The 13,079-nt window shown below is 41.6% G+C and carries 8 protein-coding genes; all 8 read left to right on the plus strand.

Features of this window, described 5'->3' with window-relative positions; translation table 11 throughout:
* Positions 1 to 85: 85 nt before the first annotated feature.
* Positions 86 to 400: a c-type cytochrome gene (locus BN997_RS04945; protein ID WP_042530197.1), complete on the plus strand. Its 315-nt coding sequence runs from the start codon at positions 86 to 88 to the stop codon at positions 398 to 400.
* A 664-nt stretch (positions 401 to 1,064) separates the two neighbouring features.
* Complete coding sequence (ftsE, locus tag BN997_RS04950) at positions 1,065 to 1,751, plus strand: cell division ATP-binding protein FtsE (protein WP_042530199.1); 687 nt, start codon at positions 1,065 to 1,067, stop codon at positions 1,749 to 1,751.
* Positions 1,741 to 2,637, plus strand: coding sequence for a permease-like cell division protein FtsX (gene ftsX, locus BN997_RS04955; protein ID WP_042530201.1), 897 nt, complete (start codon positions 1,741 to 1,743; stop codon positions 2,635 to 2,637). Before ftsE ends, ftsX begins: the two co-directional genes overlap by 11 nt.
* Before the next feature lie 195 nt (positions 2,638 to 2,832).
* Complete coding sequence (locus BN997_RS04960) at positions 2,833 to 4,443, plus strand: murein hydrolase activator EnvC family protein (RefSeq protein WP_052484913.1); 1,611 nt, start codon at positions 2,833 to 2,835, stop codon at positions 4,441 to 4,443.
* Between the two features lie 394 nt (positions 4,444 to 4,837).
* Positions 4,838 to 6,313 carry a S41 family peptidase gene (locus BN997_RS04965; protein WP_042530202.1) on the plus strand — a complete coding sequence of 492 codons (1,476 nt, stop codon included), beginning with the start codon at positions 4,838 to 4,840 and terminating at the stop codon, positions 6,311 to 6,313.
* Positions 6,314 to 6,537: 224 nt separating this feature from the next.
* Positions 6,538 to 7,737: a PDZ domain-containing protein gene (locus BN997_RS04970; protein WP_042530204.1), complete on the plus strand. Its 1,200-nt coding sequence runs from the start codon at positions 6,538 to 6,540 to the stop codon at positions 7,735 to 7,737.
* A gap of 232 nt (positions 7,738 to 7,969) precedes the next feature.
* Entirely contained in the window at positions 7,970 to 9,952 is a 1,983-nt protein-coding gene (gene uvrB, locus BN997_RS04975) for an excinuclease ABC subunit UvrB (RefSeq protein ID WP_042530206.1), read from the plus strand.
* Positions 9,953 to 9,959: 7 nt separating this feature from the next.
* Positions 9,960 to 12,833: an excinuclease ABC subunit UvrA gene (gene uvrA / locus BN997_RS04980; RefSeq protein ID WP_042530208.1), complete on the plus strand. Its 2,874-nt coding sequence runs from the start codon at positions 9,960 to 9,962 to the stop codon at positions 12,831 to 12,833.
* Positions 12,834 to 13,079 lie beyond the last annotated feature (246 nt).

Here is a 13,079-nt window from a genome sequence, read left to right on the forward strand (position 1 = left end):
GTCCTTTTTTGTTCATAATGATTTATGTAGAATGAAACCGAAGCAGATATACTAATAGTAGCAACTGGCAAGGAGGATTGAGGCGATGAAAAAAGGATTAGCTGCCTTGTTCCTGGGAATGGTTATTATTCTGGGAGCTTGCGGTAATGCAGACGATACCAACAGCGATTCAGCTGAAAATTTAGAAGCTGGCGAGGAAGTGTATCGCAATAACTGTGCTAACTGTCATGGTGCTGACCTTTCTGGAAATGGCGGTCCTGAACTGCTTGATATTGGGTCAAAATATTCTCAGGAACAAATTGAGGATATCGTCCAAGAAGGTATTGGCAGCATGCCGCCGCAGTCGCAAGTAGAAGGACAAGACTTAGAAGAGTTGGCATCCTGGTTAATTGAACAATAGGGACGGACAGACGTTTGCTTTACGGCAAGCGTCTGTGTCTCTTCTTCTCATTTTATTTAAAAAAAGTATTTTAAAAGCATTGATATTTCGTCGTTATCAGGTTTACATTCATAGTTCTTCGTTTATTAGGTATAGCGGGTTAATGCTGCTTTTTACTTGAATGTTCAAATAGAAATAATGATAAAAATCAATCTTCTTCATGAAATACAGTGTACCCTCCAGCCTTTCAAAAATTCCAAAATCCGTCGTTTTAGCACAAACCGCTCAATTACCCGTTATCCTTTAAAACAAAACCTTTTCAACTAGTAAACATAAAAAATTGTCGATTATAAGAAGCTGTGTTAAACCGCTCTATGCCGAGCTTAATTAGTGTTCTTTTTTGATTGTTACAAGAGTTGTCGAATTGAAATAAAAATGTAATACGATTTTTTCATCATAAAATACACAGAGATGTTATAATTATTTTTGGTCGTTTAAATCTATTTAAATGAATTCTAATGATATAAAAAAGATAGAGATAAAATAGCAGAAATAAAAATATAACAGAAATATATAAATAGATAGAGCTTGCAAAATATGTATTTTTTTGGCAGTTAATCAGACAGATATCAGTAACGGTTAAAGTCATAAGCGGAAATAATATATTAAATTAGGTGGTCATGAAATGATAACAATGGAGAATGTATCCAAAACATATAGTAATGGTGTGACAGCACTGAACGATATAAATATACATATCGATCGTGGTGAATTTGTTTATCTTGTCGGGCCGAGCGGGGCTGGTAAATCATCCTTTATTCGTTTGATTTATCGTGAAGCAAAGCCGACAAAAGGTAAGATAATCATTAATGGACGAGAATTAAGTAAAATAAAAGAAAGGCATATCCCATACTTGCGTCGTGATATAGGAGTTGTCTTTCAGGATTTCAAACTTCTGCAAAAACTGACAGTCTATGAAAATGTGGCGTTTGCTTTAGAAGTAATCGAAACGTCGCCAAAAAGTATCAAACGCAGAGTGTCAGAAGTCTTGCAGCTTGTAGGATTAGAGGATAAAGCAAAAATGATTCCAAGTGAATTATCTGGCGGGGAACAGCAGCGTGTGGCAATTGCACGGGCGATTGTAAATAACCCTAAGGTTGTAATAGCCGATGAACCGACAGGAAACCTGGACCCGGATACTTCATGGGGAATTATGGAAGTTTTAGAAGACATTAATTCAAAAGGTACAACCATAATCATGGCAACTCACAGTAAACATATTGTTAATACAATTAAACGTCGTGTCATTGCAATTGAAGATGGGAATATTGTACGAGATCAACAGCGGGGTGACTACGGCTATGAAGTTTAGAACATTGTTAAGACATATACGTGAAGGTATGAAAAACATATTCCGGAATGGCTGGATGACCTTTGCCTCCATTGCGGCCGTAACCACAACCTTAATTCTTGTAGCTGTATTTTTGGCTTTAGTTCTGAACCTTGACCAAATGGCAAGGAATATCGAGCAGGATGTACAAATCAGTACGCTAATTGAATTAACGGCAGATGAAGATCAAATTGTCGAACTCGGTGAAGAAATTGAACAGATAGATGGTGTGGCAGAGGTTCAATTTTCTTCCAATGATAATGAATTAAAAAGCTTAATTGACAGTATGGGAGATGACGGCCAGGCGTGGGTCATGCTGGAGCAGGACAACCCGTTGAACCATGTATATATCGTGGAAGCTGGCATTCCTGAGGAAACAGAGGCTATTGCCAATCAAATCAGCGAGTTAGACAGCGTAGAAGATGTATTATATGGCCAAGAAGTAGTTGATCGGCTTTTCCAATTTAATAATTATGCAAGAGCAATTGGAATGGCATTGATTATAGCGCTGGTATTTACAGCTATTTTCTTAATTTCAAATACAATCAAGATAACAATTATTGCAAGAAGTACCGAAATTGGCATTCAGAAATTAGTAGGAGCAACGAATTCCTTTATTCGCTGGCCGTTCTTTGTGGAAGGGGCACTGTTAGGGATACTTGGTTCCATAACCCCAATGGCCGTTATCGTGGGAGGTTATTATTATATTTATCATAACTTACCAGGTATAACGAATACCTTCCGATTTATAGACCTTCTGCCATTCAATCCATTTGCTTGGCAGCTGTCCGGGATGGTACTGCTGATAGGAGCAGTAATCGGCGTTTGGGGAAGCGTGATGAGTGTACGTAAATTCTTAAAAGTCTAGCATACAAAAGAAATAAAGATTATGTTCCATATAGGGAAAATAAGAAAAACTCGCATTTGCTGCAAACGCAGTGAATACGAGTTTTTCTAAAATAGAATAGTCAGCTGAGCAGAAAGACATAGGGGGCAGTTTTCAGCTGATAAAAAAATCACAATTTACTATAAAGCAGAAACAAAATGGAGAGGGGAACAACATATGAGAAGCTTGAGAGCACTTGCGGCATTCAGCCTGGTTACATTGCTCACAGTCACGACACCAATACATTCTGTTTCAGCAGAGTCTGTAAAAGATGTAGAAGATGAAATTAACGAACTGGAGAAAGAGAAGTCTGATTTGGAATCGGAAAAAGAGGAAGCAAAGAAAAAGAAAGATGATTCGGAGGAAAAGCTTGAATCAAACAAAAAAGAACAAAGTGACGTGGAAAGTGAAATCTCATCCATAGATGAAGAATTGAGCCGGACACAATCAGATATCGCTGATAAAGAAGGCGAGATTGAAGCAACCAATCAGGAGATTGAAAGTTTAACAGATGAAATAGAGGAATTGTCTAATCGTATAGAGGAATTAGAAGAAGACATAGTAGATTTAGAAGAGCGAATCGAACAGCGAGATGCGCTCATTAAAGACCGTCTCCGCAGTATTCAGCAGAATGGTGGAGAAATTCAATACTTAGAGGTTATTTTTGGTGCACAAAATTTCAGTGAATTCGTCTCTCGCAGTACCGCGGTGAATAAAGTAATGGATTCTGACAGATCTATTATGGAAGAACAGGCTAATGATAAGGCGCAGCTGGAAGACGATAAAGGGGAACTGGAAGCAAGTAAAGTGACGGTTGAGGAAAATAAGGTTGCTGTAGAAGAAAATAAAGCAGCGCTTGAAGATCAGCATGATGACCTGCTTGCATTGCAAGACCAATTAGATGAACAAATATCTGATAAAGAAACGTTATTAGCTGACTTAGAAATTGAGTACGATGAAATGGAAGAAGTGAAGTTATCAGCTGAGGAGGAGCAGCAGCTGATTGACGCTCAGGCAGCAGCGAAGCAATCTGCATTAGAGTCTGCTCAAAGTAAAAAGGATGATCTGGAACAGAAGGAAGCAGAAGAGAAAGCACGTGCTGAGGCAGAAGCCGAAGCAGAGCGCAAGGCAGAAGAAGAACGTCAGGCGGAAGAAGCGCGTCGAGCTGCGGCAGAAAGTGAACAAGAATCAGAGCAGCAGGAAGAAGAAAGTGAAGAGCAGGAACAAGAGAGCCAGCCGGCAGAGGAAGAATCAGAGAGTGAAGATACTTCCAGTGAAGAAGAAACAGAACAGCAGGAAGAAGAAAGTGATGTGGACGTGCAAGTAGCCAGCGGAGCTTCTGGTGAGGTGAAATCAGAAGATGCTGCGCCAAGCAATCGTTCTGGTTTTATTCGACCAACCTCCGGGCCGACCACTTCTCCTTTTGATCCGAATCGTGTACATCCGATACATGGAGATGTCAGACCGCATAACGGAATGGATTTTGGGCAAGCCGGAGAAGCGGATAAAGTAATTCGTGCAGCTGCTGATGGTGTGGTGGCTTATACTGGTTCAATGAGTGGTTATGGCAATACGGTGATGGTTACGCATAATATAAACGGCCAGGAGTATACGACCTTATATGCACATTTGGATAGCTTTACGGTATCTAATGGCGAGACGGTGAGCCAAGGCGATCAAATCGCTGTAATGGGCAATACGGGAGGTTCCACTGGTGTCCATCTCCATTTTGAAATTCACCCTGGAGGCTATAAGAACCCGGTTGACCCGGCAGGCTACTTTAATTAATTCAAAGCTAAATAAATAGAAATTTATCAAATAATAAATCCGAACTAGTACTTCATTTGCTTTTAGGCAGAATGTGAATTAGTTCGGATTTCTTGTTATTAAATAAAGCTGCCAGAAGAATGTTCTGAATAGTCTATTCAAAAGAAAGGTTCTAGATAATGTTTGTGTGTAAAATCATAGTCATTCACTGGATAACATGATATGATTTCTTTATTAGAAAATAAATATGCTTTGTTTTACTTGAGAAGTGTCTTTATTTTTATATAGGAACATACGCTTTTTAAATGATTTTTACGAATATCAGTTTTTCTAAATGATTTGCTGCTTGTGATAGATATATTAATTCAACTTCGGAGCTGGATGGAAGCTTTTGAAGCAACAAAGAGGTGTAGAAATGAAGCTTAATCAAACTAAAATCATACTGATATTAATTGGTGCTCTGCTTATCGGTGTGTTAGGGGGCTACGGCGGAGTTAAATTAGCTCAAAATTCAGAGGGGAACGCTCCTTTGGAAATAACGAATTCAGAAAATGAAACTGATAATGCCGAGGAAGAATCATCTGCTGAATTACCGGCAGATTTAGACAAGATTTCTCAAACCTTTGATTTAATCAAATCAAACTATATAGAAGATGTTGATGATAATGAACTGGTGGAAGGCGCTATAGAAGGGATGCTTTCGACGCTGGAAGACCCGCATACTTCTTACTTAGATAGTGAAATGATGGAGCAGTTCAACGAGCAGATTGAGTCTTCGTTTGAAGGAATTGGTGCGGAGGTCAGTGAGATAGACGGCTATATAACCATTATGTCGCCAATGAAAGAATCACCTGCGGAAAAAGCAGGGCTGCGTCCAAATGACCAGGTCTTAAGTGTGGACGGAGAGAGTTTAGAAGGATTGAATGTAAACGAGGCAGTTGCTAAAATCCGCGGAGAAAAAGGAACCGATGTTGTTTTAGAAATACAGCGTTCAGGTACTTCGGATCCATTTGAAGTAACGATTCAAAGAGATACGATTCCGGTGGAAACCGTATATAGTGAAGTGGAATCAGAAGATGGCAAGGATACAGGAGTTATTCAAATCACAAACTTCTCTGAACATACAGGAGAAGAATTTGAAGAACAGCTGGCAGATCTGGAAGAGCAGGATATTGACGGTCTAGTCATTGATGTTCGCGGGAACCCGGGCGGACTGTTAGATGTTGCGGAAGAAATCTTACAGCAATTTGTTCCAAGTGATATGCCTTATCTGCAAATCGAGGATGCGAATGGAAATGCAGAAGAGTATGTGTCTAATCTGGATGAGGCGAAAGATTATCCAATCAGCGTGTTAATTGATGAAGGCAGTGCCTCTGCTTCTGAAATTGTCGCTGTTGCTATGAAAGAGCTTGATTATGATGTTGTGGGAGAAACAAGCTTTGGAAAAGGTACCGTACAGCAGGCTATTCCGCTTGGGGATGACAGTTCTATTAAAATGACAACTCTTAAATGGCTGTCTCCTGGCGGCGAGTGGATTGATGGAAAAGGAGTGGAACCGACCGTCGAACAAAGGCAGGATGATTACTACTACTCTACTCCGATTCAAGTGACAGATGACGAGCCGCTCACGTTTGACCATACAAGCGAAGCAGTGGCAAATATGCAAGTGATGTTATCTGGACTGGGATATGATACTGGAAGAACAGACGGTTATTTCAGTGAAGAAACAGAGCAAGCTGTAGAAGAATTTCAGGAAGATAATGACTTGGAAACAACTGGAGAAGTAGACGAAGAAACAGGCGGTTTAATTGAAACACAGGTTATTGAAAAGATTCGGGACGGAGAGGACGACCGACAGCTGGAACGCTCTTTAGAAGAACTTTATCAATAAAACGAAACTTCATTCAGCGGGAGTTGTTGCTTTTCTCTCGCTGAATTAGCCTAAATGATTCAGGGAGTTAGCGCCCGTTAACTCCCCTCTGACTAATTATATTTCCACTTTCTATTTTGAGACGGAAGATTTACGGGCGATTCTCCGTGATAAAATAAGAGATTTGTTCATCCACCACTATGTGATGGATGAACAAATTGTATTTGCAAAGCAGGTGAAGAGTATTGGCGGAAGCATGGCTTATTGAATTGGCAAAAGGTATAGGCAAATTTTTTCTGAATCCGGCATTATACTGGTTTTTATTTATATTGACGATGGCAAGTTATTTTCGAATCAAACGGGAGCGGTACGATTTTGGGATAAAAATATATCCGAAGTTTATGGAGTGGCATCGGACCTGGCTTGTCTCCTTAATCAGCGGAATACTGATTTCTGCCGTCATTATTGGCACAGGCATGGTATTCTCTTATGAAACACTTCTCGTTTTAGCGTTAAGCTTTGTTGTATTAAGCATCAGTACGCATTTTACATTATTGTCTCCCAGCTATACACTTGGGCTGACTTTTCTTATTTTGTTTTTTGCACCGTATCTTATTGACATGCAAGATGTCATTGATTATTCCTTGCTTTACGAAAGCAGTCTTCCGGCGTTAGCTGTATTAGCGGGATTGCTTCTTTTTGTAGAATCCCTGTTCATTAAACGTATTGAAAAGCAAGATACGTTTCCAAGAATTACGCTGAGTGACCGCGGTGTCTGGGTAGGCGAACAGCAAATCAAACGATTAACGGTTGTTCCTCTGCTGATGCTTGTGCCTGAAGGATTAATTACTTCCTTTGCTCCCTGGTGGCCGTATTTATCCATTGGAGAATCCAGCTTAGGCTTAGCACTGATTCCATTTTTGATTGGGTTTAACTATAAAGCAAAAGGACATTTTCATCAGGATGCGATTTACAAGCTGGCAAAAGCAAATACCTTTTTAGCAATCGGTATTTTACTTATTGCTGTCGGCGGAGTATTTATCCCGTACCTTTCCCTGGCTGCGATAATTTTGGCGATTATCGGAAAAGAGTATTTGAATTATCGCTATCGCGAAGGAGACCGTTTGCGCCGTCCGTACTATCAGCCGCATGCCAAAGGCCTGAGAGTGGTTGGCGTGCTGCCTGGCAGTCCGGCAGACAGGCTGGAAATAGAGACTGGCGAGGTCATTTACAGAGTCGGCGGGAAAAACGTACGGACAAGCCAAGCTTTTTATGAAGCACTGCAGGGAAGCGGAGCTTATATTAAAATGGAAGTTTTGAACCATGAGGAAGAGGTTCGTTTTGTACAAGGATCTCTGTATGAAGGAGAGCACCATTCCTTAGGCTTTCAATTTGCTGAAGAGCCTTTTAAAGCTAGAAGAGAAAAGAATACAAACGCCTCTTAACATAAGAATGCTTGGAACAGTGGTTTACTGCTGCATCCAAGCATTCTTATTTGATTATAACAATAAAACGAGGATTGAAAGATTGACAGAAAGGCTATAATGAAAATAGAGGTTATTTCAATAATAATATAAAAAAATATATAATTTCTTAAAAACAAGAACGAATACTTGTTCGTTTTTTGAGAAAAGGATATAATAGAAAATAGCTATGGTATGGAACGGAGGAAATAGGATGAATGAGCAATTTGAGTTAGTTTCTGCTTATGAGCCTGCGGGTGATCAGCCGGCAGCTATTCAGGAAATTGTAGATAAGGTACTTGCCGGCCAGCATCATCAGACGTTACTCGGTGCTACTGGAACGGGGAAAACATTTACGATGTCCAATGTGGTGAAAGAAATCAACCGGCCGACGCTTGTTATTGCACATAATAAAACACTGGCAGGACAGCTTTACAGTGAGTTTAAAGAGTTCTTTCCAAACAATGCGGTAGAGTATTTTGTGAGCTATTATGATTACTATCAGCCGGAAGCGTATGTGCCTTCTACCGATACGTTTATTGAAAAAGACGCCAGCATCAATGATGAAATAGATAAATTGCGCCACTCTGCGACATCGGCGCTTTTTGAACGAAGCGATGTATTGATCGTAGCGAGTGTGTCGTGTATTTACGGTTTAGGTAACCCGGAAGAATACAGAAGCCAGGTGCTGTCCCTTAGACTTGGCATGGAAAAAGAAAGAGATCAGCTTCTGCGGGAATTAGTAGATATTCAATATGCAAGAAATGATATTAATTTTCAGCGCGGGACGTTTCGTGTGCGCGGGGATTCCGTGGAAATTATCCCGGCATCTCATGAGGAGCATTGTATCCGGGTAGAATTTTTCGGAGATGAGATCGACCGGATCCGTGAAGTCGATGCGCTGACGGGAGAAATCATCGGCGACAGAGAGCATGTAGCTATTTTCCCGGCTTCTCACTTTGTGACCCGTGAAGAGAAAATGAAAATTGCGATTAAAAATATTGAAAAAGAATTAGAAGACCGGTTGAAGGAATTAAACGATGCCGGGAAGCTGCTGGAAGCGCAGCGTCTCGAGCAGCGGACCAATTATGATTTAGAAATGATGCGGGAAATGGGCTTTTGTTCCGGGATTGAAAACTATTCACGTCCGCTGACACTGCGTGAAGCGGGAGCAACGCCCTATACACTTCTGGATTTCTTTCCAGAGGACTTTTTAGTAATTATTGATGAGTCCCATGTGACGCTGCCGCAGATTCGCGGTATGTATAACGGGGACCAGGCCCGGAAACAGGTATTAGTGGATCATGGCTTCCGCTTGCCTTCTGCGATGGATAACCGCCCGCTGCGGTTTGAAGAATTTGAAGAAAAGACCAATCAGTTGGTTTATGTTTCGGCGACACCGGGACCGTATGAATTAGATCATTCACCAGAAATGACAGAGCAAATCATCCGTCCGACCGGCTTACTGGACCCAGAGGTGGAGGTCCGTCCGATTGAAGGGCAGATCGATGATTTAATAGGTGAAATCAATAAGCGGACGGAACGCAATGAACGCGTGTTGATTACGACGTTAACGAAGAAAATGTCAGAGGACTTAACAGATTACCTGAAAGAAATCGGGATAAAAGTAGCTTATCTGCATTCGGAAATCAAAACATTAGAGCGGATTGAAGTAATCCGTGATTTGCGTGTCGGGAAATATGATGTGCTTGTCGGAATCAACCTGCTCCGGGAAGGGCTGGATATTCCGGAAGTATCCTTAGTTTCCATTTTGGATGCGGATAAAGAAGGCTTCCTTCGTTCCGAGCGTTCGCTGATTCAGACGATGGGTCGTGCCGCACGAAATGAACAGGGTAAAGTTATTATGTATGCTGATAAGATGACCGATTCGATGCAAAAAGCAATTGATGAAACAGAACGCCGCCGTATGGTTCAGCAGGAATATAACGAAAAACACGGCATTACCCCGCAAACGATTCGCAAGGAAGTACGCGACGTTATCCAGGCAACAATTGCTGCGGAAGCACCGGAAACGTATGAATCGGAAGCGAAGCAAATGAAGAAGATGACGAAGAAAGAGAAGCAGAAAGTCATCGAAAATATGGAAAAAGAAATGAAGCAGGCAGCCAAAAATCTAGACTTCGAGAAAGCAGCAGAATTAAGAGATGTTCTCTTGGAGCTTAAAGCGGAAGGATGAATTTTTTATGCCAAGTAAATCTATAAAAATCCAAGGTGCCAGAGCGCATAACTTAAAAAATATCGATGTGGATATTCCTAAAAATAAATTAGTGGTTCTTACAGGGCTTTCTGGTTCCGGGAAATCCTCCCTTGCCTTTGATACCGTTTATGCAGAAGGACAGCGCAGATACGTAGAATCGCTGTCTGCCTATGCAAGACAATTTCTGGGACAGATGGACAAGCCGGATGTGGACGTGATTGAGGGCTTGTCTCCGGCAATTTCGATTGACCAAAAAACAACCAGCAAAAATCCGAGATCGACAGTCGGAACAGTGACCGAGATTTATGATTATTTGCGTTTGCTTTTTGCACGCGTAGGGAAGCCGACCTGTCCGAAGCACGGTATCGAGATCAGCTCGCAGACTGTACAGCAGATGGTTGACCGGGTTCTGGAATATCCGGAGAGAACGAAAATGCAGATTTTGGCTCCGGTCGTATCCGGCAGAAAAGGGGAACATGTTAAAGTATTAGAGGACTTGAAAAAGCAAGGTTATGTGCGTGTTCGAATTGATGGCGATATGATGGAGGTTGCGGATGATATTAATCTGGAGAAAAATAAAAAGCACTCTATCGAGGTGGTTATCGACCGTATTGTTATTAAAAGCGGCATCGAAAGCCGGCTGAGTGATTCCCTGGAAGCAGCACTGAAGCTGGGAGAAGGCAATGCAATCGTGGACGTTATTGATGATGAAGAATTGTTATTCAGTGAAAACCATGCCTGTCCGATTTGCGGTTTCTCTATCGGGAAATTAGAGCCGCGTTTATTCTCCTTTAACAGCCCCTTTGGCGCGTGTCCAAGCTGTGATGGGCTGGGCACCAAGCTGGAGGTCGATGTGGAATTGGTTATTCCGGATTGGGATAAGACGTTAAATGAGCATGCTATCGCACCATGGGAGCCAATCAGCTCGCAGTATTACCCGCAGCTATTGAAAAGCGTCTGCGACCATTATGGCATTTCGATGGATGTTCCAGTGAAGGATATCCCTGAGGAACAAATGGATAAAATTTTATATGGAAGCGGGAAAGAAAAAATCCACTTTCATTATGAAAATGATTTTGGCAGCTCCCGTACGAAGGATGTTGCATTTGAAGGTGTGTTAAAGAACGTAGAACGCAGATATAAAGAAACTTCTTCGGATTTTATCCGTGAGACATTAGAAAAATATATGGCGCAGAAAAATTGTCCAACCTGTAAAGGGAACCGTCTCAATAAAGAGGCGCTTGCTGTATTAATTGACGGGAAGCATATCAGTCAGGTAACAGATTTTTCTATCCTGGAATCAATGGATTTCTTTAAGCAGCTTGAATTGAGTGCAAAGGACCGTCAGATTGCACGATTGATTTTAAGAGAAATAGATAACCGGCTGTCATTCTTAAATAATGTCGGCTTGGATTATTTAACGCTGTCCCGTTCAGCAGGAACACTTTCCGGAGGGGAAGCACAGCGGATCCGTCTGGCGACACAAATCGGTTCTGCGTTGACAGGAGTGCTTTATGTGCTGGATGAGCCTTCTATCGGACTGCATCAGCGGGATAATGACCGTCTGATTGAAACACTCAAACAGATGCGTGATTTAGATAATACGCTGATTGTGGTGGAGCATGATGAAGATACGATGCTTGCGGCGGACTGGCTGATTGATATCGGACCTGGCGCCGGTGAGCATGGCGGGGAGATTGTTGCCAGTGATACGCCGGAGAATGTGAAGGCAAATGAGAATTCATTAACGGGCCGTTATTTATCTGGAAAAGAATTTATTCCTGTGCCGTCAAAACGTAAAAAAGCGGATAAACGCAAAATAAAAGTTACCGGCGCTTCGGAAAATAATTTAAAAAACGTATCAGCTGAAATTCCGATTGGTCTGATGACCGTTGTCACAGGGGTTTCCGGTTCAGGGAAAAGTACGCTGGTTAATGAGATCATTTATAAATCCTTAGCAAAAGAATTATATAAAGGAAAAGTAAAACCAGGGAAATATCGAAGCATAAAAGGCATCGAGCATATTGAAAAAGTCATTGATATCGACCAGTCTCCAATCGGGAGAACACCGCGTTCCAATCCGGCGACGTACACCGGGGTATTTGATGATATTCGTGATGTGTTCGCCCAGACAAATGAGGCGAAGATACGCGGCTATAAAAAAGGCCGTTTCAGCTTCAACGTTAAAGGCGGACGCTGTGAAGCCTGCCGCGGCGATGGAATCATCAAGATTGAAATGCATTTCCTTCCCGATGTGTATGTCCCTTGTGAGGTTTGTGACGGAGCACGTTATAACCGGGAAACATTGGAAGTGAAGTATAAAGGTAAAAGCATATCTGATGTTTTGGAAATGCGTATTGAAGAAGCACTGGAGTTTTTCTCTGCGATTCCAAAAATTAAACGGAAGCTGCAAACGATCTATGATGTCGGCTTAGGATATATTAAGTTAGGTCAGCCGGCAACGACATTATCCGGCGGGGAAGCACAGCGTGTGAAATTGGCGAGTGAATTGCATAAACGCTCTAACGGAAAGACATTTTATATTCTGGACGAGCCGACAACAGGACTTCACTCTGCCGATATCCGCCGTCTGCTGGAGGTTCTGCAGAGACTTGTAGATAATGGGGATTCTGTCTTAATTATCGAACACAACCTGGATGTCATCAAAAGTGCGGATCATATTATTGATTTAGGTCCGGAAGGCGGAGACCGCGGCGGTCAGATTATCGCGAAGGGAACGCCGGAAAAAATCGCAGAACAGGCAGATGTTTCTTATACAGGAAAGTATCTTGGCCCTGTGTTAGAGCGCGATAAGGAACGTATGAAGGACATGCTGAAAGAGAAAGTCAGCAGTAAATAGAGGATAGCCGGTCCATCTTTAGAGTGCAATTTTGCTCTTTAGATGGACTTTGTTTTATCACAGAATCACAGACTGTAAAAACATTTGCAGATAGATACAATGTTTTTAAGGCAAATCACAATGCTGTTGGAGAAAAAATAGTTTATTTCATCATACATTTGCAATCCAATCAGAATACTATGGTATAATAAAACGTAAATATCTTACGAATAGGGTGCAAATGTAATTTTTAAATCAGCTTAAAGC

This window comes from Oceanobacillus oncorhynchi (assembly GCF_000821065.1).
Taxonomy (GTDB): domain Bacteria; phylum Bacillota; class Bacilli; order Bacillales; family Amphibacillaceae; genus Oceanobacillus; species Oceanobacillus oncorhynchi.

What these genes read in the sequence shown, in the direction of transcription:
- BN997_RS04960 (WP_052484913.1), top strand. Translation starts at nt 2,833, where the DNA reads ATGAGAAGCTTGAGAGCACTTGCGGCATTCAGCCTGGTTACATTGCTC.
- uvrA (WP_042530208.1), top strand. Translation starts at nt 9,960, where the DNA reads ATGCCAAGTAAATCTATAAAAATCCAAGGTGCCAGAGCGCATAACTTA.
- ftsE (WP_042530199.1), top strand. Translation starts at nt 1,065, where the DNA reads ATGATAACAATGGAGAATGTATCCAAAACATATAGTAATGGTGTGACA.
- ftsX (WP_042530201.1), top strand. Translation starts at nt 1,741, where the DNA reads ATGAAGTTTAGAACATTGTTAAGACATATACGTGAAGGTATGAAAAAC.
- BN997_RS04945 (WP_042530197.1), top strand. Translation starts at nt 86, where the DNA reads ATGAAAAAAGGATTAGCTGCCTTGTTCCTGGGAATGGTTATTATTCTG.
- BN997_RS04965 (WP_042530202.1), top strand. Translation starts at nt 4,838, where the DNA reads ATGAAGCTTAATCAAACTAAAATCATACTGATATTAATTGGTGCTCTG.
- uvrB (WP_042530206.1), top strand. Translation starts at nt 7,970, where the DNA reads ATGAATGAGCAATTTGAGTTAGTTTCTGCTTATGAGCCTGCGGGTGAT.